The sequence below is a fragment of the Paenibacillus beijingensis genome, from assembly GCF_000961095.1.
Lineage (GTDB): Bacteria > Bacillota > Bacilli > Paenibacillales > Paenibacillaceae > Paenibacillus_O > Paenibacillus_O beijingensis.
In genome coordinates this window covers 444,888-468,799 of record NZ_CP011058.1, presented here as the reverse complement: position 1 = coordinate 468,799, position 23,912 = coordinate 444,888, and the positions used below count along the sequence as shown (strand labels likewise).

Annotated in this window: 23 protein-coding genes; 19 read left to right on the top strand and 4 right to left on the bottom strand. The window is 55.6% G+C overall.

The genetic code is table 11. The features are described from left to right. Positions 1–247 precede the first annotated feature (247 nt). The gene (zapA, locus tag VN24_RS02155) at positions 248–3,046 is read left to right on the top strand and encodes a cell division protein ZapA (RefSeq protein WP_045669082.1); all 2,799 of its coding nucleotides are present in this window, start codon (positions 248–250) and stop codon (positions 3,044–3,046) included. Positions 3,047–3,134: 88 nt separating this feature from the next. Here zapA and VN24_RS02150 read toward each other — a convergent pair whose 3' ends face one another. Both VN24_RS02150 and VN24_RS02145 read right to left on the bottom strand, forming a co-directional pair. Next, a complete protein-coding gene (locus VN24_RS02150; protein ID WP_052702741.1) occupies positions 3,135–3,533 on the bottom strand; it encodes a cupredoxin domain-containing protein in 399 nt (132 codons plus the stop codon). 249 nt (positions 3,534–3,782) lie between these two features. Then, positions 3,783–4,139, bottom strand: a complete 357-nt coding sequence (locus tag VN24_RS02145; protein WP_045669081.1) for a phage holin family protein — start codon at positions 4,137–4,139, stop codon at positions 3,783–3,785. 202 nt (positions 4,140–4,341) lie between these two features. On the opposite strand from VN24_RS02145, the gene VN24_RS02140 reads away from it, so the two are divergent. The 4 genes from VN24_RS02140 to VN24_RS02125 all read left to right on the top strand — a co-directional run bounded on the left by VN24_RS02140 (position 4,342) and on the right by VN24_RS02125 (position 9,208). After that, complete coding sequence (locus VN24_RS02140) at positions 4,342–6,708, top strand: endonuclease MutS2 (protein WP_045669080.1); 2,367 nt, start codon at positions 4,342–4,344, stop codon at positions 6,706–6,708. A gap of 18 nt (positions 6,709–6,726) precedes the next feature. Next, positions 6,727–7,146 carry a DUF350 domain-containing protein gene (locus VN24_RS02135; RefSeq protein ID WP_045672880.1) on the top strand — a complete coding sequence of 140 codons (420 nt, stop codon included), beginning with the start codon at positions 6,727–6,729 and terminating at the stop codon, positions 7,144–7,146. 161 nt (positions 7,147–7,307) lie between these two features. Next, positions 7,308–7,820: a hypothetical protein gene (locus VN24_RS02130; protein WP_045669079.1), complete on the top strand. Its 513-nt coding sequence runs from the start codon at positions 7,308–7,310 to the stop codon at positions 7,818–7,820. A gap of 77 nt (positions 7,821–7,897) precedes the next feature. After that, positions 7,898–9,208, top strand: coding sequence for an MFS transporter (locus VN24_RS02125; RefSeq protein WP_052702740.1), 1,311 nt, complete (start codon positions 7,898–7,900; stop codon positions 9,206–9,208). Positions 9,209–9,239: 31 nt separating this feature from the next. Here VN24_RS02125 and VN24_RS02120 read toward each other — a convergent pair whose 3' ends face one another. After that, positions 9,240–10,376, bottom strand: a complete 1,137-nt coding sequence (locus VN24_RS02120) for a CotH kinase family protein (RefSeq protein WP_045669078.1) — start codon at positions 10,374–10,376, stop codon at positions 9,240–9,242. Positions 10,377–10,656: 280 nt separating this feature from the next. On the opposite strand from VN24_RS02120, the gene VN24_RS02115 reads away from it, so the two are divergent. From VN24_RS02115 to VN24_RS02050, 14 genes are all read left to right on the top strand, one after another. Next, positions 10,657–11,328: a hypothetical protein gene (locus VN24_RS02115; RefSeq protein WP_045669077.1), complete on the top strand. Its 672-nt coding sequence runs from the start codon at positions 10,657–10,659 to the stop codon at positions 11,326–11,328. Between the two features lie 114 nt (positions 11,329–11,442). Beyond that, positions 11,443–11,667 (top strand): hypothetical protein, encoded by a 225-nt coding sequence (locus tag VN24_RS02110; protein ID WP_045669076.1) that lies wholly within the window; start codon positions 11,443–11,445, stop codon positions 11,665–11,667. A gap of 24 nt (positions 11,668–11,691) precedes the next feature. Next, positions 11,692–12,321 carry a spore coat protein gene (locus tag VN24_RS27885; RefSeq protein WP_082083576.1) on the top strand — a complete coding sequence of 210 codons (630 nt, stop codon included), beginning with the start codon at positions 11,692–11,694 and terminating at the stop codon, positions 12,319–12,321. A 165-nt stretch (positions 12,322–12,486) separates the two neighbouring features. After that, the gene (locus VN24_RS02100; RefSeq protein ID WP_045669075.1) at positions 12,487–12,978 is read left to right on the top strand and encodes an Lrp/AsnC family transcriptional regulator; all 492 of its coding nucleotides are present in this window, start codon (positions 12,487–12,489) and stop codon (positions 12,976–12,978) included. 13 nt (positions 12,979–12,991) lie between these two features. After that, positions 12,992–14,209 (top strand): aminotransferase class I/II-fold pyridoxal phosphate-dependent enzyme, encoded by a 1,218-nt coding sequence (locus VN24_RS02095; RefSeq protein ID WP_045669074.1) that lies wholly within the window; start codon positions 12,992–12,994, stop codon positions 14,207–14,209. 249 nt (positions 14,210–14,458) lie between these two features. After that, positions 14,459–14,629 carry an aspartyl-phosphate phosphatase Spo0E family protein gene (locus tag VN24_RS02090; protein WP_082084165.1) on the top strand — a complete coding sequence of 57 codons (171 nt, stop codon included), beginning with the start codon at positions 14,459–14,461 and terminating at the stop codon, positions 14,627–14,629. A 177-nt stretch (positions 14,630–14,806) separates the two neighbouring features. Continuing rightward, the gene (locus VN24_RS02085; RefSeq protein WP_052702739.1) at positions 14,807–15,361 is read left to right on the top strand and encodes a hypothetical protein; all 555 of its coding nucleotides are present in this window, start codon (positions 14,807–14,809) and stop codon (positions 15,359–15,361) included. After that, positions 15,358–15,936, top strand: coding sequence for a cob(I)yrinic acid a,c-diamide adenosyltransferase (locus VN24_RS02080; RefSeq protein ID WP_045669072.1), 579 nt, complete (start codon positions 15,358–15,360; stop codon positions 15,934–15,936). Before VN24_RS02085 ends, VN24_RS02080 begins: the two co-directional genes overlap by 4 nt. 64 nt (positions 15,937–16,000) lie before the next feature. After that, positions 16,001–17,011, top strand: a complete 1,011-nt coding sequence (locus VN24_RS02075; RefSeq protein ID WP_045669071.1) for an RluA family pseudouridine synthase — start codon at positions 16,001–16,003, stop codon at positions 17,009–17,011. Between the two features lie 125 nt (positions 17,012–17,136). Next, entirely contained in the window at positions 17,137–17,508 is a 372-nt protein-coding gene (locus tag VN24_RS02070; protein ID WP_045669070.1) for an arsenate reductase family protein, read from the top strand. Then, a complete protein-coding gene (locus VN24_RS02065) occupies positions 17,505–18,734 on the top strand; it encodes an aminotransferase class I/II-fold pyridoxal phosphate-dependent enzyme (RefSeq protein WP_045669069.1) in 1,230 nt (409 codons plus the stop codon). The genes VN24_RS02070 and VN24_RS02065 overlap by 4 nt, the downstream gene beginning before the upstream one ends. Continuing rightward, the gene (locus tag VN24_RS02060; protein ID WP_274520408.1) at positions 18,704–19,711 is read left to right on the top strand and encodes a 5'-3' exonuclease; all 1,008 of its coding nucleotides are present in this window, start codon (positions 18,704–18,706) and stop codon (positions 19,709–19,711) included. The genes VN24_RS02065 and VN24_RS02060 overlap by 31 nt, the downstream gene beginning before the upstream one ends. Positions 19,712–20,367: 656 nt before the next feature. Then, a complete protein-coding gene (locus tag VN24_RS02055; RefSeq protein ID WP_045669068.1) occupies positions 20,368–22,185 on the top strand; it encodes an APC family permease in 1,818 nt (605 codons plus the stop codon). A gap of 59 nt (positions 22,186–22,244) precedes the next feature. Continuing rightward, the gene (locus VN24_RS02050; RefSeq protein WP_045669067.1) at positions 22,245–23,498 is read left to right on the top strand and encodes a DUF445 domain-containing protein; all 1,254 of its coding nucleotides are present in this window, start codon (positions 22,245–22,247) and stop codon (positions 23,496–23,498) included. Positions 23,499–23,581: 83 nt separating this feature from the next. Here the strand turns inward: VN24_RS02050 and VN24_RS02045 are convergent, their stop codons facing one another. Continuing rightward, positions 23,582–23,860 (bottom strand): hypothetical protein, encoded by a 279-nt coding sequence (locus VN24_RS02045; protein ID WP_045669066.1) that lies wholly within the window; start codon positions 23,858–23,860, stop codon positions 23,582–23,584. Positions 23,861–23,912: the final 52 nt, after the last annotated feature.

Here is a 23,912-nt window from a genome sequence, read left to right as displayed (position 1 = left end):
TTTTACGCAAGTCAAACGTTCTGTTATTCGGGGGCCGCATCCAACGATTGGAGAATTTTAATCCGGAAAAGTTGCGAAGCGCATACGATTTTGCGTACGATGGGAAATAAGCTTCATGTAAAGGCTTTGCAAACGTATGGGCAAGCAAGCGGAAGGCTCTTGCAACAAATTGGCTTACCACTCGTCCGGAAGCAGCGGGCGACGACAACATAAGAAAGCGAAACGACTTACTTGGGAGGAAACCGCCTTGAAGGATGCTGAACGCTTGAGGGTGACGGTTGATATATACGGAAATCAGTACCGGCTCATGGGACATTCCAGCGCCGACTACATAAAGCAGGTAGCTGCGCATGTGGATGACAATATGCATAAGCTTGCCAAAGGATACCCGCGGCTCGATATGCCGAGGATTGCGGTGCTCGCAGCGGTGCATATGGCTGAAGATGTGTTCAGGCTGCGGGAGGACAGCGCGCGGCTTGGAGAAGAGCAGCGTTTGCGCAAGATGCTTGCGGCAGAGCTCGAACGCGCCAAAGAAGAGGAGGGACGGTTTGCTCTCGAGCTGCAGGAACGGGAGCGGCACTGGCAGCAGCGGCTTTCCGGTCTGCAGACGGAACGGAAAGAAGCGGAGCAGCGAATCCGCGCCGAAGCGGAGGAGCGGCTGACGGCCGTCCAGGGAGCGGTAAAGGAAGAAATCGGCCGGATGGAAAAGGAAGCCGCAGCCGCCAGAGAGCGGATCGAGCAGGAGTTTCTGGCCGAGAAGGATGAGCTGCTTCTAAAACATCAAAAGCAGATCGCCGAGCTCGAAGCCGTCCATAAAGCGCAGCAGGAGGAAGCAAGCCGGCTCCTTGAAAGTGAACGGATCGAATGGGAGGGGCTGTACGAAGCCGACCGGATCGACCGGGAGGAAAAGCATCAATCGGCGCTTGCAGCGATTGAGCGACGCTATGCGGGAGAACGTGAAGAGCTCGAGGCGCGTCTGGCGGATCGGAATGAAGAGCTGGAGCGGCTGCAGGCGTCGCAGGAGAGCGAGCTCGCCGGGCGTCTTGATGCGCAGCGCGAAGAGCTGGAGGGGCAGTTCGCGGAGCAAACCGCGCAGCTGGAGCAGGCGCGCACGGAGGAGCTGGAGCGGCAGGCGGCGCGGTTTCTGGAGGAGCGGGCCGAGTTGGAGAGCCGGCTCGGCCAGCGTGCTGCCGAGCTTGAGCGGTTGTATGAAGCGGAGCGTGAAGAACGCGAGCGGGAGAGGCTTGAGCTGGAGCGGCTATATGAGGCGGAATGTCTGGAACGCGAGCAGGAGCGCGAGGAAAGTCATACACGGCACCGTGCAGAGCTTGCCGCCCGCGAAGCGCTGTACGCGGAGCAGCTGCGGGAGCTGGAAGCGAAGCTGCTCGGGGAACGCAAGGAGAAGGAGCAAGCGCTGTCCGAGCAGCGGAGCGAAACGGAGCGCGCGCTGGAGGAGTTAAAAGCGGAAAGCGGAGCGCAGCTGGACGAGCTGAAAGCGGAAAGCGGGGCGCAGCTGGCGCGGTTGCGGGAGGAGCTCGAGGAGCAATTCGGCCGCGAGCGGGCCGAGCTCGAAGCTCTCTGGTCTGCCGAACGCGATTCGCTAGTATCGGCAGGACAGTCCGAACAGGAGCGGTATGAGAAGCGCCTGCAAGCCGAGCGCGAGCAGTGGGAAGAAGAGCGAGAGATCGAACACGAGCGGCTGCAGGTCGGCTGGCTGAAGGAGAAGGAAGCGCTTGAAGCCGCTATGCACAGTAAATTAGCGGAGCTTGAAGTCCGTATGGAAGCGGAGCGGGCACAAATGAAGACGGCTATTGAAGCCCAGGAATCGGATTCTCTGGAAGAAATTGAACGAATAAACCATGTGCGGACGGCAGAGCTTGCCGAAGCGCACCGTTTGCATCAGCTCGCGCTCACGGAACAGGAACGCGGCTGGAAAGAGCGCGAAGCAAGCTTGCGGGAAGAAGCCGAAGCTCAGAAGCGGGAGCTGGAGCGCCAGTCGCAGCAGCGGCTGCAGGAGCTGGAGCAGCGGGCGGAAGCGGACAAGCTGGAAGCGGAGCGCCAGGCCGAAGAGCGGCTGGTTGCGTGGAAAGCCGACGCTGCCCAGCTGGAGCAGTCTTTCCGCGCGGAGCTGGAGCGGCGGCAAACGAATTGGAAACAGGAGACGGAGCAGCTGCGCGCAGAGCTCGACCAATTAAGAAGCGAGCACGAAACGGCGTCCGAAAGCTGGAGGGTACGGCTCAGCGAAGCGGAAGATCAGCTGATGGCGGCGCTGGAGCAGGAGGAGTCCCATCGGTCGGCGATCGGCAATCTGGAGCGGGAGCTGCAGGAGCGCGAAGCCCGTCTTGCCGAAGCCGAGCGGATGCTGGCCGAACAGCAGCAATTGGAGCAGCAGCGCACCAGCAGCTTTGGCGAGCAGGAGCGGCAGCTCGAGACGTTGCGCCGGCTGGCCGAGACGGCAGAGCAGCAGGCTTCGGAACATGCCGCGCAGCTGATTGCGGAAGTGCAGCGGAAAGCCGAAGAGCGTCTTGAACAGCTGGCGGCGGAAAAAGAAGCGGCAGAGCTTCGGTTCGAGGAACTGCTAGCGAAGCGAAATGCGGACAGTGAAGCCGCCGAGCAAGCCTTTGCGCAGGAGCTGGACCGCGTTCGCACCGAGGCCGGGAATAACGCCGGTCGCATCGAAGAGCTTGAGCGGCAGCTGCTGCAGGAGCGGGAGCGGGCGCACCGGGCGGAAGAGGAGCTGCACCGCTTCGCCCATCTTGGGCAGGAGCGCGAAAGCGAAGATGCCAAGCTGCGCGAAGAGCTGCAGCATGCCGCCCAGCAAGCGGCTGCCGCCACGGAGCAGGCCCAGCAGCTTGGCGAAACGCTGCGGCAGCTGGAGCAGGAACGGTCCGAGGATGAGCGCGGCGTCGGACGGCTCCGCTCCGAGCATGACCGTCTTCGCGCAACGCACGACCGGCTGAACGACGAGCATGAGAAGCTCAAGCAGGAATATGCAAAGCTGCAAACGGAATATAATGAATGGATCGAATTGATCGAGCAAAGTTAACCTTTGCTTTTCATTCAAAAAAGAGAAGGCCGAACAAAATCCGGCCTTCTCTTTTTGCGCGATGATAAAGCTTGTTTGTAATCTAAGATTATACGACTTTTAACGTGGCCTTCATTTCATGATGACCCGTACCGCAAGGAATATAACACGAAATCTCATAATCGCCGGCGTTATCGATTGTGATTACCGTAGATTCGCCTGGTTCCAGCTTAACATCGGTGTTCGCGATTTCGATCCCGTGCACATTTTGCGATTCGAGCGAAATTTTGAGCGGCTCGCCTTTTTTGACCGTATACTCCTTCTTGTCAAACTCCCAGTTCTTCGCGTGAACGACAAGCTCCTGGGAAGCGGTGGCTGTATCGGTCGCTCCCGAAGAGGAATTGTCCGCGCCGGACTGTTTGCCGGAGGAGCCGCAGGCCGTCAGCGCAAGGGCAAGTAAAGCGACTGCCAAAAGTATAGTGATCGACTTGATCTTTGTTGGGTACACTTCGAACCATCCCTTTCCGAATTAAAGCTTTCTGTTTGCGGGAAAACGTATCAACTCTATTGTAATGAATTCAAAGGGAATACGCATCGTCAAACCTATGAAAAATTTGAACAAAAATTGAATCCTTCCAGCATGCAAATCATGCAAAAACAGCGTGCCCGTCATCTCGTTTGGAATTTCTTTCGAGAATGCGGGCACGCTGTTTGCTTGAAGCCGGTTTGTCCACTAAAGTACCGGCGTGCTTATTCGTCAGTTGCGTTTTTTGCCGGCCTCAAACGGGCTGGTGACCGGAATGAACAGGTCGATAATCCCGATCACAAGGGCAGCGAGGATGGCGCCGAGCAGCGTGGTGGAAACGCCGGCGACAATAAACTGCGCCAGCCAAATGACGACAACGCTGGCGATAAAACCGACGATGCCGCGTCCAAACGGCGTGATCCGTCTGCCGAATATACCTTCCGCAATCCACCCGAGAACGGCAATCGCAAGCGCGAGAAACAGAGCGCTCCAGAATCCGCCAACCGAGAATTGGGGAACAATAAATCCCACAATCATCAGAACGAGGGCAGCCACAATAAAGCGGACAACATGACCAAGAAAATTCATTCGCTAACCTCCTGCACGCTTGGTGTAGTTGAAGAACCCGTTCTTATTGTCACCTTACCCGTAAATAACATACATGGAAGGTTTAGAAAGCCGAAAACTTCTTTAAGAATACAAGCTTGTTATGATTTCGAACCGCGCCGCCCGGTCATGGCATCGAATACATTCATCCGCTATAATGTAGCTTGAGAGGAGTTGTGCCCGTTTGGACGACAAAATATTGCAAACCTTGGAGTATTCCAAAATCATTCATAAATTGCTTCAGCACACCGCAACGACGATGGGGCGGAAGCGGGCCGAGGAGCTTCGACCAAACTCCGACCTGGAAGATGTGAAGCGGTCGTTGCAGGCGACCGACGAAGCAAGCAAAGCGGACCGGCTCAAAGGGAGCGCCCCATTCGGAGGAATTGCCGATATCGCGCAGTCGCTGCACCGGGCCCGGATCGGCGGCACGCTGAACGCCGCGGAGCTGCTGGAAATTGCTTATACGGCGCGCGGGGCGCGCCGCGTGAAGCGCCATCTGCTGCAGCTGCACGAAGATGAGCCGATCGCGCTGCTGGCGGCGCTGGCGCAGCAGCTGGCCGAGCACAGGCCGCTGGAGGAAGCGATTATGCGCTGCATCGACGACAGCGCGGAGGTGCTCGACAGCGCGAGCATGGAGCTGGCCTCGATCCGGCGCGAGCTGCGCAGCGGCGAGTCGCGCATCCGCGAGAAGCTTGAGAACATGATCCGCTCGACCTCCGTTCAAAAGATGCTCCAGGACGCCATCATTACGCTCCGCAACAACCGGTACGTCATTCCCGTCAAGCAGGAATACCGTTCCCACTTCGGCGGAATCGTTCACGACCAGTCCGGATCCGGAGCGACGCTGTTCATCGAACCGGAAACGATTGTCGCGATGAACAACAAGCTGCGCGAGCTGAGGGCGGCCGAAGAGCGCGAAATCGAGAAAATTTTGCAGATGCTTACCGCTCAAGCGGCTGAGTATGAGGAAGATTTGCTCCTCAATTCCGACTTGCTCGGCCAGCTTGACTTTGCGTTCGCCAAAGCAAGGCTGGCGCATGATATGAAAGCGGCGCTGCCGAGGATGAACGACCGCGGCTTTCTTAAGCTGCGGCGCGGCCGCCATCCGCTGATCGATCCGCAAAAGGTAGTGCCGCTGGATGTGGAACTGGGCAACACTCACACCGGCATCATCGTCACCGGTCCCAATACGGGCGGTAAAACGGTGTCGCTCAAAACGATCGGGCTGCTTAGCCTGATGGCGATGTCGGGCATGTTCGTGCCGGCGGAGGACGGCAGCCAGCTGTGCGTCTTTGACGCCATTTACGCCGACATCGGGGACGAACAGAGCATCGAACAAAGCTTAAGTACGTTTTCGAGCCATATGACCAATATTATCCGCATTTTGCGTTCGATGACGCCGAAAAGCCTCGTTTTGCTTGACGAGCTTGGGGCGGGAACCGATCCGGCGGAAGGGTCGGCGCTGGCGATCGCCATTTTGGATCATATCCACCGAATGGGATGCCGGATCGTCGCGACGACGCATTACAGTGAGCTGAAGGCTTACGCCTATAACCGCAAAGGGCTGATTAACGCCAGCATGGAGTTTGACGTGGCGACGCTCAGCCCGACGTACCGTCTGCTCGTCGGCGTTCCCGGCCGCAGCAACGCGTTTGCGATCGCGGAGCGGCTTGGGTTATCCAAAATGATCATCGACCAGGCCCGCGGCGAAGTGAGCGAAGACGATCTGCGCGTGGAGAACATGATCGCCTCGCTCGAAGAGGACCGCTTAAGCGCGGAGAACGAGCGTCTAGGCGCCGAAGCGGAGCGCCGCGAAATGGAGGCGCTGCGCGCCAAGTATGCAAGCGAGCGCCTCCAGTTCGAGCAGCAGCGCGACAAGCTGCTGCTGAAGGCGCAGGAGGAGGCGCGCGAGGCCGTCGCCAAGGCGAAGCGGGAAGCCGAGGATATCATTGCCGATCTGCGCAAGCTGGCGCAGGAGGAAGGGGCCGCGGTCAAGCAGCATAAGCTGATCGAAGCTCGCCGCAAACTCGATGAAGCCGCTCCCGAGCTGCACAAGCCGAAGAAAGCGGGAGCGGCGCGCAGCGTTAAAGCGGTGAAAATCGAACCCGGCGACGAAGTGATGGTGTACAGCTTGAACCAGAAGGGCCATGTGGTTGACATATCCGACAGCGAAGCGACGGTGCAGCTCGGCATCATGAAGATGAAGGTGAAAACCGGCGACCTTGAGCTGATCAAGCAGGCTGCCGCAATCAAGCCGCAGCAGCCGAAGCAGGCGGCGAGCCTGAAGCGTACGCGCGACGACAACGTGCGGATGGAGCTTGATTTGCGCGGCTCGAATTTGGAAGAATCGATCATGGAGGTGGACCGCTTCCTCGACGAATCGTTTTTGTCCGGCATGGGGCAGGTTTACATTATTCATGGCAAGGGCACTGGCGTGCTGCGTTCCGGCATTCAAGATTTTCTGCGCCGTCATAAGCATGTCAAAAGCTACCGCCTCGGCAATTATGGGGAAGGCGGAGCCGGCGTGACGGTTGCAGAGCTGAAGTAACGGGAGGAAGGAATGAAGATGGAGCGGATGGTTGATTTGCTCATGAACAATGTCTATACGGCATCGCTTGCTTCCGTCGCCGTGGCGGTTTTTGCGCTCATTGTGTTTTTGGCCTGCTTTGAACTGGTCGCCCGGTACAAATGCTGGGAAGAGATCAAAAAAGGAAATGTAGCGGTGGCGCTGGCGACGGGCGGAAAAATATTCGGAATTTGCAATATTTTCCGCTTCGCCTTTCAAACGAGCGATTCCATCTATCAAAGTCTCATTTGGGCAACGTACGGGTTCGCACTGCTGCTCGGCGCTTATTTTCTGTTCGAATTTTTGACGCCGGTATTCCGCATCGATGAAGAAATTCGCGCCGACAACAGGGCTGTCGGAGTTATTGCCATGATCATTTCCGTGTCCCTTTCTTATCTGATCGGGGCAACGGTGATCTAACCAAAACTTTATCTAGCAGAACAGATATGGCGTCAATCCTTGCGAAAGGTGCAGTGAACCGATGAAATATTTATGGGGAACGCTGTTTGGGCTGGCACTGCTGTTTATTGCACTGGGCGTTGTTTATTTAAACCAATAATATGGAGAGGGAGTATCGAAGAATGGCGGAACAGGAACACGCAACGATCTGTCCTTGGTGCGATACAGAAATCGTATGGGACGAAGAGATCGGTCCGGAAAAACATTGCCCCCACTGCGACAACGAGCTTAGCGGCTACCGCACGCTCACGCTCGGCGACGACGAGGGAGACGGGGATCAGGACTGGAAGGATGCCGAAGCCGGCGACGATGGCGGCTGGCTGGGCGATATGGACGGGGACGGCTACCGTCAAGGCGATCTGGCGGATTTGGCTGCCCGGCAGTCCGTGGAAAAAGTGCTTGAAGATCAGGATGAAGTTCCGGAATGTCCGGCCTGCCGGGAATATATGGTGCTCACGGGTGAGCAGACGGTCACCGAAGGCTTCGAGCCGGTTGTACCGAAAGCGCTCGGCCGTCCGCTGCTGGAGGCGCCTGTCCGGTTCTCGTTGTATGTATGCCCCGCATGCTTTGAAACGTCGACCAAACTAAGCCCGCAGACGCGAAAGAAACTGATTGAATCGCTCGCCGGCAAGTAATCGTTGGTAATTCAATGAAAGGCGGCATGACCTTCCCCCGGGTGGGAAACCCTTTAAGAAGCGAAGGGGGGAAGGTCATGGCTTACGCCGGAAAATCGGCTTCCAGGCTGCGCCAATCTGCGCTGCATAAGGGCGATGCGGAAGGCAAGGCCCGCAGCGGCGGAACGGGACTTGACGCGCAGGCAGTGCTGCTGCTGCTTGTGCTTTCCCTGTTCAACACGGCGAATGCCTTGTCGGGAACGTTTGTCCCGGTCTATTTGTGGAAAGCGAGCCAATCGTACGCGCTGATCGGCTGGTATTCATTCAGCCAGTTCGGCATCAGCGGATTGACGTTCTGGCTGGCGGGCAAATGGGTGAAGCAGTACAACAAAATGAACACGCTGCGCCTTGGCGTCGCATTGTCCGGCTGTTTTTATTTGACCGTCCTGCTGCTCGGAAATGCATCCCGGCACTATTATATTCCGCTAGGGGCATTGAACGGAATTGCCGGCGGATTTTTTTGGCTCGCCTACAATGTCGTTTATTTCGAGATTACGGAGCCGAACAACCGCGACCGCTATAACGGCTGGGCAGGTCTGCTCGGTTCATGCGCGGGAATCGTCGCCCCCTGGCTTTCGGGGCTTATTATTAGCCGGTCGGCGGGAACGGCGGGCTACCGGATTATTTTCAGCGTATCGATCGTCATCTTTGCCGTATCGGTTGTGCTCAGCTTCTGGCTGCGAAAGCGGCCGGCCGAAGGACAGTACGGCTGGTTTCTCGGCGTTCGGGAGCTGCGGGAGCGGGGAAACCCCTGGCGGAAATTCGTGCCTGCCATTATGATGCAGGGTGTCCGCGAAGGGGTCTTTCTCTTTCTGGTGGGGCTTGCGGTTTATATTGCCACCCGCAGCGAGCAGAAGCTGGGTACGTTTACGCTGATCACATCGCTGGTGGCGCTCGGAAGCTTCTGGACGGTCGGCCGCTGGCTGCGTCCGCGCTGGCGCAGGCTGTCCATGCTGGTCGGCGTAATCGCGGTGACGGCGGTTATTTTACCGCTGCTGCTCGGCGGCATTCAATACGGCACGCTGCTCATGTTTGGAATAGGCACTTCGCTATTCATACCGCTCTATATGATTCCAATGACTTCGTCGGTCTTTGATTTGATCGGACGAAACGAGCAGAGCGCGCGGGCGCGTGTCGAGTATATTGTGCTAAGGGAAGCGGCACTGACGGCAGGCCGGCTTATCGGTTTGACCGCCTACTTGCTCGTCCTTCCGCAGCACCCGACTCAGCGTGCGATCACTTGGCTGATGCTCGGGGTCGGTGCGGCGCCGATTGCAGGATGGTGGCTGATCCGGCATTACGTGGGAGAACGGAGATATGCGGCGAAGAGGCAGGCGGAGCGTCCCTAAGTTTAATGCTGCGTTTTTTCGCCGCGTCTAATCAAATTTTCACGGTGAGCAGGCTGCCTGTGGTTTCGGACGGGCCGGCGGTCTGCTTCCGCTTCCCATTTTCCAGCAGTTTAAGGTCGCGCAGTATCGTCGCCCGTCGTTCTTTGATGTAATTGCGAATTAGCGCGGGCTCGCTTAAAAAAAGCTGATAGGAATGATTGCGGGTATAATCAAGCCGTATCGCGTCCGACACTCTGCGGTGCATCCGGTCAATGACAGGCGACAGCTTTTCAATCGTAAAATGGGTATCGAGCAGCTCGCGGAGCAGGGCGCAGTACTGTTTTCTCCAAACGGTAAACGAAAGCAGCCGGGCCGTCAGCCGGTTGTAGCCGTTAATGCGCACCAGATCGCTTGACACCTGCTTTCCATAGCAGTTGCGTCCCCATGTCCCTTCATAATCCCATGGCAAAATGCGGTATTTCCCCGCTTGCTTCTCTTCGTATAACGCGTAATTTTGTTCGAAGCCGTCATAGTTTCCGGTCAGAACGGCTCCCGCAAGCCAAAGCAAATATTGGTTCGTATCCAGTCTTTGCTTCAGATAGGCAGATAGCTTCGTGCCGCGCAGCGTATTGACGTTACGCACAAAGGAGACGATCCGTTGCTTCGCTCTGCTCTCGCCGATCACGATTTCATATCCTTCGCTTAACGAGGATTTGCGCTTTTTCGTTTCCGATTCGAACAGGTCGAAGTTGGCGTTGTCATTGACGGCGTAAATCAGCGATCTGCAGCCAAGTCCCCTCTTGTTGAAAAACCGGCTGTTCACCGCTTCGATCTCCAAATAGACGCCATGCGGTTCGCCGTTCCATTCCAGTAAAATCGGACGCGTCCGTGGGGCAGAAACACCGATCTCATTGAAAAAATGGAATGACAACGCGTTGCGTATCATGGACGGATCGTCATATTCCGCATTCCAATGCAGCACCAATCCTTCCTCAAACCGGATTTCATATGATTTTTTGGAATAATTTAACGTGTGCCCGCCCCGGTATGCGATTTTTGCTTCATAAGGCTTCCCGTCGACTTCCAGTCGAACCGGAACGAACGTTTGAGTCCATGCGTCTTTTTGCAGCTCTGCAAAATCGTCGTGCTTTATTTCAATGCGGCGAATCGGCAGTTGTCCATTGGACACAAGACCATCTCCCCGGGCAAAAAAATCGGCCTCCCGTTTTCAAGGGTAGGCTTTTGTATACGATACAATATTCCGCTCGCCCGTTAATGGTTCGCCTTTTCATGACAATTCTCATACGCATCTCTAGCAGCGATTGGATTAACGCTCATTTTTAGTAGGAATAGTTACGAATCTAGTACGGCAATGTACGGGAGACATATAAATAGAGTATAAAAATACCGGTATTCGAATGACGTATGGGCAAATCATGATATGGGAAGGTCACGAGGAGGTACAGCATATGAAAATCGGTCATCCGTGGCAGGGGAGACGTGTCGAGTGGCAGGCTGCGGGCGGCACAACCGCCGTCTGCGGCGTATTGGCGGAATGGGGACAGGATGTTCTCGTACTCTATGAGGAAAATAATGAGAGGTACTATTATGTCCCGCTTGTTCAAACGCGGAAGCTGCGGCTGTTGTCCGAAGGAGAGGAACCGGCACCGGTAAAGGCGGAGCAACCGCTTGTCCCCCGCGGCGAGCGCGCATCTTACCGCAAGGCGCTTATGGGAGCGAGGGGCGTATACGCCGAAATCGGGGTCTCGGGCGGCAGCATCTACGGCTACTTGTCGGGCATTATGAACGATTTTTTCGTCTTTTGCTCTCCCGCCTGTTCATCCATCTTTATTCCGCTTCATCATTTAAAATATATTAGTCCGACCAATAAGCCGTCTGCGCCTTACAATTTGACAGCGGAGCAGTTTCCGCTCCGGCCGGCATCGATGGGGATGGCTCGGACGTTCGATCAGCAGCTGCGCAAACTCGAAGGCAAATTTGTCATGCTGGCCATTGATGAGCACGACATGATGGCGGGAGTTTTGCGCGAAGCAAGCGAGCGCACGGTTGATCTGACAACGGCGGATGGACGGCCGGTCATGGTGCATATCGGCTCGATCCGTTGCTTAAGCTTGCTGTAAGCTGCGCCCGTCGTCCGGCTGAAGAGCCATGACGGGATCTTTTTTTACATAAAAGCGGCAGAAAGCGGGATAATACGTTTGGTTAAATCTAGAATTGCAAGGAGGAGAAGCCGAATGCTTCAACCTTTAACGGCAAAAGAGCTGGAATATATCGCCGATTCCTTGTCCAATGAAGAGTTGCTGATGAAGCAGTGCGCATGCATGTCAACGAGCGCGGGCAACCAGGCGCTTGGGCAGACGGCTTCCCGGTTTCTGCTGGGCCATCAGCAGCACTACCAGACGCTGCTGAACTGCCTGCAGCAGCATCAGGGATTGGCGCCTTCGTCGCCGCAAAGCTAGAGACCAACTCCAGGAGGTAACAACATGTACCAACAAGCGAGCATGCAGACGCCGCTGCCGGATCAAGACTGGGCCTATACGGTGCTCGCCGATCTGAAGCGGGTGGTACGCGAATATGCGACCGCCGCTACGGAGTCCGTTAATCCCTCTGTCCGCAAAATGTTTACGGATTTGCTGAACAGCACGCTGCAAATGCAAGGCGAGCTGTTTCAGACGATGAACCAGAACAATATGTACAAAGCCTCTTCGCCGGCGCTGCGCCAGGAAATTCAGAAGCAAGTAAGCAGCTGTCAGCAGTCGCAGCAAAATACGCAGCAGTTTCTTCATCAGCGTTTATCCGGGACACAAGGAATGCAAATGGGGCAGCCGCAGCCAGGGCGGCAATCCGGGCAACAGCCCCACCAGCAGTTCGGGCAGCAAGCCGGACCGCAGCCGCAATTGCAGCCCCAACCGCAATCTCAGCTCCAACCGCAATCTCAGCTCCAACCGCAATCTCAGCTCCAACTGCAATCTCAGCTCCAACCGCAATCTCAGCCCCAGTTGCAGCCGGGGCAGCACTATATCAGCAAGCCGGTTGTTTTTCCGCATCTGCCTACCTTTGTGCCGCAGCCGATGCCCCCCTCAAACGGGCAGCAAAGCCCGAATTATATGTAAGATCGGTCAAGACCCCAATGCGGGGTCTTTCGTTTTTCTTTTTGCAATAAAGCTTGGATTCATTGTAATATATTCTTTGTAACATGAACCTTTATAGACAGTCGCTCTATCAGTGCGGCACCTCGATATCGGTTTATTTCATTGCTTCAGGGAAGGAGTTTGACGATGAGCGAACTGAAATACAAAATTTTGGATCTTATGAAAGAAGATGCCCGCCGCGGCCCGGAATTGATTGCCACGATGCTTGGCGTAACCAAGGAAGAGGTGGAGCAGGCGATTGCGGAAATGGAGAGGGATCACGTCATCGTAAAGTATGCGCCGATCGTCAACTGGAGCAAAGTCGACGACCAGAGAGTGACCGCTCTTATTGAAGTGCAAATTACGCCGGAACGCGGACGCGGCTTCGAAGGTATTGCCGAGCGCATTTACCTGTATCCGGAAGTGAAAACCGTCTATCTGATGTCGGGCGCGTACGATCTGCTCGTGGAGGTTGAAGGTAAATCGCTGAAGGAAGTGGCCAACTTCGTTTCCCATACGCTATCGCCGATCGATTCGGTGCTTTCTACCAAGACTTTTTTCATTTTGAAAAAATACAAGCAGGACGGTTTCATCTTCGAGGATAACGAGGGTGACCATCGGCTGAAGATATCGCCGTAAAGGATGATAGGCTATGATTAAAGATCAACAGCAGACCGCAGTGCCTGCACACAAATCGATGTCCGATTATTTGTCGCGGCAGGCAAAGGAAATCAAGCCATCGGGAATCCGCCGCTTTTTCGACCTGGTCAGCGGCCGGCGTGACGTCATTACGCTCGGCGTCGGTGAGCCGGACTTCGTGACGCCGTGGCACGTGCGCGACGCGTGTGTCGCGGCTTTGGAGAAGGGAAAAACCCAATACACGTCCAATGCCGGCACGCCGGAGCTGCGCGAGGCGATCGCCGAATATTTGCACAGCTCGTTCGGCGTCGGTTACGACCCCGCAAACGAAGTGCTCGTAACGGTCGGCGGCAGCGAGGCGATTGATCTCGCTCTCAGAGCGCTGATTGAGCCGGGAGACGAAATCCTCGTTCCCGAGCCTTGCTATATTTCCTATTCTCCGATCACCTCGCTTACCGGCGGAGTTCCGGTCGGCGTCGAGACGTTTGCCGAGCATTCGTTCAAGCTGCAGGCCGATTCGCTGCGCGCGGCGATCACACCGCGCTCCAAGGTGCTCATTCTTTGCTATCCGAGCAATCCGACCGGCGGCATCATGACATATGAAGATTGGCTGCCGATAGCCAAAGTTGTGGAAGAGAACGATCTGATCGTCATTTCGGATGAAATCTATGCGGAATTGACGTACGGCTCCAAGCACGTCAGCTTTGCATCGCTGCCGGGCATGAGGGACCGCACCATTCTCGTCAGCGGCTTTTCCAAAGCTTTTGCGATGACGGGCTGGCGGATCGGTTATGCGTGCGCGCATCCGGAGCTGCTCTATGCGATGCTGAAGATCCATCAATATACGGTCATGTGCGCATCGAACATGGCCCAGGTAGCCGCACTTGAAGCGCTGCGGAACGGCATGGAGGAAATGCAAAAAATGATGGAATCGTATAACCAGCGGCGCCGGCTCGTCGTGAAGGGATTCCGCGAGATCGGGCTCGAATGCCATGAGCCGCAGGGCGCATTCTATGCTTTTCCGTCTATCAAAGGGACCGGTTTATCCTCGACCGATTTCGCCGAACGGCTGCTCAAGGAGCAAAATGTAGCCGCCGTTCCGGGCGATGTGTTCGGCTTGGGAGGAGAAGGACATTTGCGCTGCTCCTATGCGACTTCGGTCGCACAGCTGAATGAAGCTCTGGAAAGAATCGGTAATTTTGTGCATAGTATTAAAGCCGGAAACCGGTGAATAGTAGAATTTGTTAACGAAATGGATATATCTTCTACTCATTCAAATGTATTCAAATTGAAAAAGATTTGTTATAATTATGAAGTAAAGTGAATAATAGCGGTTGATTCTGTGTTCATCGCAATTATTGTCCGATACTATTTGTATGGAGTAACGTAAGAAGGAGGGATAGATTTGGCTTTTGCGGATCAAGGAATTTCGTTGTCAGAGGATCCCGATTCATACAAAGCTGGCAAACTGTCCCCATCCATGCGAACGCTTGAAGACGAAATTGACGATTTACGCAAGGAAATGGAGCAAACGTTTTTGCAGGAAGCGTCCTTCCAGGCGGATAATGTGATCGACATCAGCCGCAGGCTGGATTTGAAAATTAATGAATATATGATGCATAAATGGAATTTCTGCAATCGCCGCAATTAACAACTGCGACGCTAAGCCCCCGGTTGTCCGCTCGCTACGAGCCTGCCGGGGGCGTTTTTTTGTGGAAAGAGAGGGGAACAGGCTCGTAAACGGTGAATTCGGCCGTTTGCGGCACCCTTCGAAAGTAAGAATGATTATGATATAGTGGAATAAAACCGCGTTGTGGAGGGATTTAGGTTGCTGCAGTATCGCAAACGTCATATTTCCGCATTTACCCTCGTTTTGATCGGCGCAATGCTTCTGCTTGCGGGATGCGGCGGCACAAAGGATCCGACATTGTTTATCATGGCGAAGAATGGTCTGTCATCCGATGCGACCGAAGCGTTAACGAAGTCGCTGCAAGCCAAGTTCGGCGATACGAAAATCCAAGTGAGCAGCAGCCCGATTTATAACCAACAGAAGCTGATTGTCGAATTGGCTGCAGGCGGCAACGCCGTCATGATGCTGGACAAGGATGATTTTGTGAGCCTGCTCGGCCAGGGAGGTGCTCTTTCGCTGGACGACGTATTTGATCCGAAGCTGTACCCCGAAGGCGTGTTGGAGGGGACTATTCCCGGGGATAAAGACGAACCGGACCGTAAGGAAACCCATCTGTACGGAATTCCCGTTACGAAGGCGAAGCTTGTACAAAGCGCAGGCATTAACGATGACAAGCTGATCTTGTTCATTCCGGCCAATGCCCCCGATCAAGAAGCGGCCAAACAAATGATAAAGGAACTGGTGGAATCATGAGACTTTATACGAAAACCGGGGATAACGGGCAAACTTCGCTTAAAGGCGGACGCGTCAGCAAGGACGATCTGCGCGTCGAAGCTTACGGCACGATCGACGAACTGAACGCTTTTGTCGGTCAGGCGCAGGCGGAAGCGCAGCGCCATGGGAAATTGTCGGACCTGGCCGGACTGCTGACGGAAATCCAGCATGAACTGTTCGATTGCGGATCCGATCTTGCATTTGCCAAGTTTAACGAAGATAAAATGAAAGTAAGCGCAGGCATGGTAGATGCGCTGGAGCCGTGGATCGACCGTTTCATAGCGGAGGCGCCCGAGCTGAAGCGGTTTGTGCTCCCCGGAGGCAGCGCGCTCGCTTCGTCGCTGCATGTATGCCGCACCGTGTGCCGCCGAGCGGAACGCCGGGTCGTGACGCTGGCCTCCGAATATGAAATCAACATCGAGGTGCAGCGTTATTTGAACCGGCTCTCCGATCTGTTTTTTGCGGCGGCAAGGGCGGTCAATGCCCGCCTCGGCGAAGCCGATACGGAGTATGTCCGCAGCGCCGAAGTGTTTCGGAGTCCCCGCAAAGAGTAAAAGGGATTGGGGATTACGCGCGGTAAGGCAATGTTGTGTTAAAGCAGGCAGGATAGGAGAACGAATGAAGACGGAATCTTACTACGAACCTTTAACGGTCACCATTACCGAATCCGAACAAGGCAGAATGGTCCGCACCGTACTGGAGAAGCGGCTTGGCGTCTCCCGCAAGCTGCTTTCCCGGCTGAAGCTTACAGAAGAAGGAATTACGCTGAACGGCAAGCGGGTCTATACGAGCGAACGGGTAAATGCCGGCGACCTGCTCGCCATCCGGATGGAGCGCGAAACGTCGGATGATATTTTGCCGCAGAAGATGGAGCTGGACATTGTATTTGAAGACGATCACCTGCTCGTCGTCAACAAGCCTGCAGGCATCGTCGTCCATCCGACGCACGGCCACTATACCGGGACGCTGGCAAACGGAGTGGTCCATCACTGGAAGGAAAAAGGTGAACAGGTACGCTTTCGTCCGGTGCACCGGCTTGACGAGCATACGTCCGGGCTGGTCGCGATCGCCAAAAATCCGTACGTTCACCAGCAGCTGTCCGAGCAGCACGGTGACGGAACGATCGAGAAGCGATACCTGGCGTTTGTGTACGGTACGCCGCAGAGCGGTGAGGCGGTAGCGGACGTCGATTCCGCGAACGAACCGCGGCAGCCGGATGCCGAAGCCGGAACCGTTAGCGGTACGATTAACGGGCCGATTGACCGGGATCCGGTGTCGCCGCACGTACGCATCGTCACTCCGGACGGGTATCCTTCCGTCACGCATTATGAGACGGTCCGAATATTCGGTGCCGGTGAAGCGTCGCAAGTGCGGCTGCGGCTCGAAACGGGGCGGACGCACCAAATTCGCGTCCATATGAAACATATCGGCTGTCCGCTGATCGGTGACCCGATGTACGGGGCGCAGCCCGACCGGCTTCATCCGCAATGGGAAGCGGCTGCAGGACGGCAGGCACTGCATGCGGAGCTGCTTGCCTTCACGCATCCCATTACGCGCGAGCGAATATCGTTTAAGGCGGAGCTGCCGCCGGACTTGCAGCAACTGGTAAAGCTGTTGGAACAGAATTGAATCTTGTTGGGCGCTTAACGCGTATTAGCCCCGCCGCACACTGGAGCTGTGAGCGGTGCTTCATTAATGAAAGATTTGCATCCTAGAACGCAATATACGAACGCAAAAGGTTAAGGAGTGCGGGAATGAGTGAAACAAAAGCGTTAAAAGTGTACCAATATGCGAAGTGCGGAACGTGCCGCAGCGCGGTGAAAAGGCTGAAAGAGCAAGGCTATGAACTGGAGCTGGTCCCGCTGTTCGATACCCCTCCGGACAAGGAAGCGCTGCGCGAGCTTGTGGAGCGGAGCGGACTCGGACTCAAGCGGTTCTATAACACGTCGGGGGAAGTGTACAAGCAGCTTGGGCTGAAGGACAAGCTGGAGGGAATGAGCGAGGAGGAACAGCTCGAGCTGCTCGCTTCCAACGGCAGGCTGCTGAAGCGCCCGATCGTAACCGACGGCAGCCGTGTGACCGTCGGATATAAAGATGAAGTTTACCGGCAGGAGTGGGACAAGTGACGGCGGGCGGCAAGCGGCGGCCGTGGCGTTCGGACCGGCTGTCGAAGCTTGGTTCTTCGATCTTCGCCGAGGTGGGTCAATGGAAGGATGAAGCGATCGCCGGGGGCATCGATGTGATCGATCTTGGCATCGGCAGTCCGGATCGTCCGCCTAGCGAACATGTCCGCCGGATATTAAGCGAAGCTGCGCTCCGCGATGACAGCTATTCGTATCCGGCCTCCAAAGGTAGCGCAGCGTTCCGAGCTCAGGCGGCGGCTTGGATGAAGCACCGCTTCGGCGTAGACGTCGATCCGGAACAGGAAATCGTAACGCTGATGGGCTCGCAGGACGGACTTGCGCATTTGGCGACCGCGCTGTGCAATGCGGGCGATCGGGCGATCGTCCCCGATCCCGGTTATCCGATCTACGCCGCATCGCTGGCCGTGGCGGGCGTGGAGCCCATTTTCGTGCCGCTCAAGCGCGAGAGAGGGTATTTGCCGGACCTGGATGCTCTGCCGGAATCGGCCTGGGAGGAAGCGGTGTTTATATTGCTGAGCTTTCCGGGTAATCCGGTGCCGGCACTCGCGAATGCCGACTTTTTCCGTCAGCTGATCGACAAGGCGCGCCGCTTTGGGGTGCTGATCGTCCATGATCTGGCATACTCGGAGCTGGGCTTCGACGGGTTGCGGCCGCCAAGCATTCTGGAGTTGGAAGGCGCAAAAGAGACGGCCGTCGAATTTCATTCGCTGTCGAAGAGCTTTAATATGGCCGGCTGCCGCATCGGATTTTTAACCGGCAACGCCGAAGCGGTCGGCGCGCTGCGCGAATTGAAAGGTAACATCGATTACGGAGTCTTCAACGCGGTCCAGGAAGCGGGTATCGCAGCGTTGGAAGAAGGGATGAACGATCCGAATTATGAAAGTGTCGCTCCGCTCTATCAGCGGCGGCGCGACTGTCTCGTTGAAGCGCTCCGGCAGGAGGGCTGGAACGTTCCTTCGCCGCCGGCGACGATGTTTCTATGGGCGCCCGTGCCGCAGCCGGGCGAAGCGACGGGAGAGCGGTGGAGCTCACGCCGGATTTCCCGGGAAATGCTGCTGGAAACTGGTGTCGTCGTCATTCCCGGCGACGCTTTCGGCAGCGAAGGGGAAGGTTATGTCCGCATTGCGCTTGTGGAAAGCGAAGAGCGGCTGCAGGAAGCGGCGAGGCGGATCGGCGAGTGGCTGCGGAAACACGGATTGAAAGGGTGAAGGTGACGATGGACTTGTTTAGTTGGAACGAAGAGAGCGGCGCTCAAACATCGGGCGATGAACAGGCCGGCGGGGCGGCGAATGCCGACGAAACTCCGGTTCAGGTGGGGGCGGCTCCTTCGAGACTTCTGCTTGTGGACGGAATGGCGATATTGTTCCGGGCTTATTTTGCGACGGCTTATGGCGGAGGAATCAGAAGAACGAGCGGCGGCATTCCGGTTAACGGGGTGCACGGATTTGTGCGCTACTTCATGGACGCCGTTAACACCTTTAATCCGACGCACGTCGCCTGCTGTTGGGACCTCGGAAGCGCAACATTCCGTACGGAACAATTCGCCGGCTACAAAGCGAACCGGCCGGAAGCGCCTGAGGATCTCATTCCCCAGTTCGAGCTGGTGAAAGAGGTTGTATCGAGTTTCGGCGTGCCGAATATCGGACTGGCCGGATTTGAAGCGGACGACTGCATCGGCACGCTTGCAAAGCTGCATGGGGGCGAGCATGAGGTGTTCGTGCTGACAGGCGATCACGATCTGCTGCAGCTGGTGGACGACAAGATCTCCGTCGTCATTATGAAGAAAGGTCACGGCAATTATAAAGTGTATACGCCGGAGTCGCTGCTGGAGGAACGGGGTTTGACGCCGGAGCAGGTCATTGACGTCAAAGGGCTTATGGGCGATACGAGCGACAACTATCCCGGAGTGCGCGGCATCGGCGAAAAAACCGCTTACAAGCTCATACAGGAGCACGGCTCCATTGACGGCTTGCTTGCCAATTTGGACGCGCTCACCGCATCGGTGCGCGGCAAAATCGAGGCCGACCTGGAAATGCTGCATCTGTCGCGGCAGCTGGCGCGTATCCGATGCGACGTTCCGGTCGAGCTTCACATAGACAATTGCTGCTGGTCCGTTGACCGGACAGCGGTCATGAAGAAGTTCGAGGAGCTGGAATTCCGCAATCTGATTACGCTTATCGGCTGATCTTCGCTAACAAACTCCAAACTTCAAAATTCAGCTTTCAGAAATGATCCGTGTTATCCGAATCATAATAAACATTGCGGCAGCGGGCCTCTAGAATGAGGCTCCGCTGCTCTTTTTATGTCGCTAGAGCTGGCTTCGCGGCACTATCCCTTTAGCTCAGAAAGGTTGCGGGTAAGTTGCCGGCATTAGCTGGCTTCGCGGCACTATCCCTTTAGCTCAGAAAGGGGGGAAGGGATACTGTGCGAGTAAGGGGGACTGTTCCGCACAGGTTTGTTTCAAGCGGCACGATCCGGCTTAAAAGAGAAAATAAGCAAGCTCATTTTCAGCTGTTATGATGGTTTGGGGTGTTGCTAACCGTTCATCCGTCAGATGTAAACGTTGACGGTTTTTGTCGCTTGAAACCCCATCAAATGGCGGAGTGCAAGGCGAATATGGCCTCGAAAACATGGGATAATACCAGCTAATGAAAGAAAAATGCGGATTCGGTTTCCGAATTCGGCTCCATAAAGCGGAATTGTTCGCTTTTTGCTCCATCTGCGCATTTACGGCCTTTTACAAATCCGCTATAGTTAATGCTTGGAATTGAAGGACGGAACGTCATGCGGATTACAGTCCGCATGTTTTTATTTTCCTCATGAGAGGTTTGTGATGAACAAATGGTAAATAAAGTGAAACGTTTATTGATCGGCAGACCGATGAAATCAGGCGCGATCGAAGAAGAAAAGCTTGGGAAACTTAAAGCGCTGGCCATCCTTTCCTCGGATGCGTTGTCTTCCGTCGCTTACGGTACGGAACAAATTTTGCTCGTACTGATGGCGGCCGGATTCGCTGCGATCTGGTATTCCGTACCGATATCGCTGGCCGTTCTTGGGCTGCTGACCATTCTCATTCTGTCTTACCGCCAGACCATCTTTTCTTATCCGACCGGCGGCGGCGCCTATATTGTGGCCAAAGACAATCTGGGCGTTTCAACCGGTCTTATTGCCGGCGGCTCGCTGCTTGTCGATTATATCCTGACCGTTGCGGTCAGTTCGGCCGCCGGCACGGACGCGATCACATCGGCTTTCCCGCAGCTGCACGATCACAGGGTGGGCATTTCGCTGATCATGATTGTTTTTTTGACGATCATGAATCTCCGTGGCGTGACCGAATCGGCTTCTTTCCTGGCGATACCGGTTTACTTGTTCGTTCTGTCGATATTTGTGCTGATCGTCTCCGGTCTGATAAAATTAATGATTGGCGGGGTTCATGCGGATGTGCCTGAAATCGGTACGGCGGTTTCCAATATCAGCTTGTTTCTGCTGCTGAAGGCATTCAGCTCCGGCTGTTCGGCATTGACAGGGGTGGAAGCCGTCTCCAATGCGATTCCGAACTTCCGCAAGCCGGCAGAGCGCAACGCGGCGGCAACGCTGCTGATGATGGGCATTATACTTGGCTCGATGTTTCTCGGCATCAGCCTGCTTGCTTATTGGTACGGGATTACGCCGAATCCTAAAGCGACGGTTGTCTCGCAAATTGCCGAATCGACGTTCGGACGCGGCATTTTATATTTCGTGATTCAGGGCGTGACGGCGCTGATCCTGTTTCTTGCTGCAAATACCGCCTATTCCGCGTTTCCGCTGCTTGCCTTCATGCTGGCAAAAGATAAGTTTCTGCCGAACATGTTCAAGGCGCGCGGGGACCGGCTCGTTTTTTCGAACGGCATTATTTTTCTCAGCATTATGTCGGCTTTGCTTGTTATCGTTTTTCACGGAGACACCGAAAATCTCATCCCGCTGTATGCCGTTGGCGTTTTCATCCCTTTTACGTTGTCACAGCTCGGCATGATGGTCCGCTGGTTCCGTATTCGGCCGCCCCATTGGGGAATCCGTCTCGTTGTAAATACGGTCGGAATGCTTACGACACTGACGATTACGCTTATCTTTATTTTTACCAAGTTTGCCCAGGTGTGGATGGTATTCGTGTTCCTGCCGATCGTCATCGGCATGTTCTACCAGATCAGCAAGCATTACCGCAACACCGCCGATCAGCTGCGCATCGATTTGCACAAGGATAAACCGGTCATTAAAGGAAGCACAATGGTAATTCCGGTGGCCGGGATTACGCGGGCCGTCATGAATTCGATCAGCTACGCCAAATCGCTTACCGACAATGTGGTGGCGGTTTACGTCGGGTTTGAAGAAGAAGAAATTCAGAAGATGGAAGATAAATGGGAGGAATGGAATCCGGGCGTGCGCCTCATTGTGCTTCGTTCCCGCTACCGGAGCGTCATTAAGCCGCTCATCAAGTTTATCGATACGGTGGAGTGGAAGACGGCCGAGACGGACCATATCACCGTTTTGATCCCGCAGTTTATTACGAAGCACTGGTGGCAAAATCTGTTGCATAACCAAACGAGTCTCGTTATCCGGGCTTATTTGTTCAAGCAAAAAGATGTCGTGATTGCGACCGTGCCGTTCCACCTGAATCGTTAACGTTGCTACAGCCGGGCTCTCCGGCCATGGAGGGTGCGGTATCGTCATGGAGGGATCGAATGAAGACCAGATATATCGCCGGGTTTTCGCTGGCTTTCATGGCAGCCGGTTTTATCGTCACGCTGCTACTTGGCGAGGACCGCAGCGGAGTGATCGGTTTATTAAGAGGCGGCTTCGAAGCCGGGCTGGTCGGAGGGATTGCGGACTGGTTTGCCGTATCGGCGCTGTTCCGCCATCCGCTCGGAATCCCGATTCCGCATACGTCGCTTATTCTCCGCAACAAGAACAAAATTGTGAACGCGCTTATCTCGTCCCTGGAGAACGAACTGCTTAACAAAGAAAGCATCACTCGCAGGCTGCGCTCGATCGACCTGCTGGGTGGGGCGGGCAGATTTGCAATGCGCCTGCTGTCCAAACGATCGAACCGCATCGGTACGCTTACAATCGTTCAGAGCATGCTGCTTCGCGTACCGGCGGAACGGGTTGCCGCAGCTTTACATAACGGTTTGAGCGGCTACTTTCGCGACAAAGATCTGAAGCCGGTCGTCGAAAAGGCTGCCGAGACGGTCATTCGCGAAGGCTGGGATGAGCGGGCGCTCGATTATGCGCTCGATCAGGCGATCGACTGGGCGGCCAATCCCGAAACGGGCCGCATGCTCGGCGACATTGCGCAAAAAAAGATGCAGGAGCTTCAGCTCGGCGGTTTTATGGGTTTTGCGGTGCAGGCGTTCGCCGGCTTTATGAACGAGGAGAAGCTGGGCGCGATGCTGCAGCACATGCTGCTGTCGGGAATTAAAGACTTGTCTACGGAAGGAAGCGAGCAGCGCGAAAAGCTGCTGATGGAGCTTCGCGTCCGGATGATAGGGTTGCCGGAGGACGAGGAAAAAATGCGGCGTCTGCAGCAATGGCTCACATCGAGGCTGGAGCAGCCCGACGTCCAGAGCTTCATCGCCGGCCGGCTGGAACAGCTCCGCTCGCACCTGGTTGAAGTGCTGGAGAAGGACAAACAGCAGGGTGGAAGACTCGTCCTGAAAGCGTTCCGGCTGCTTCAGAGAGGGTTCGTTGCCAATGGGGAAGAAGTTCAAGTCTGGGAGCAGCGGATATCGGCGTTTCTTGTCCGCATCATCGAGGACAATCATTACCGTGTCGGCCTGCTGGTCCGTGATAATCTGAACCGGCTCGATGACCGTGAACTCGTTAATATGCTCGAAACAAAGGTCGGAAGCGATCTGCAATGGGTTCGCGTCAATGGAGCGCTTTGCGGCTTTCTGATCGGAATTGTGCTTTCGCTGGTCAGCTGGATTCATTGGTAACCGGTAAGGATACCGGTCCCGGGCGGACGCATCTGACAACCGCTATGCTTACGCCGCCGCGCGCGCCGGGAGCGGCGCGCGCTTCAATGCTCGCCGGCTGCTCCGTTGTTTTCTCCGGAACGGTCATCGCCGGGGTAACCGCGCTCCATGGCGCCGTGCAGTTCGCGGTTCTCGTAGCCGAAGCTGTTCGGGGGCCGCTGTTCGGCCCGCCAAGAGCCGCTTTTGCCAAGCTGCCGGGTCTGAAGAGCCGATCCGTAAGGGCCTTCCGGGAACTCCTCGGGAATAAGGTCGTTGCGCTGCGATTCCACCGTCGATACATCGGCGGAGGATGAACGTTCTTCGTCTTTTACAATACGGTCCATAGCCGCTCTCCTTTTGCTGGCAGATAACGTTATTTTATCCGGTTCGTCCGCT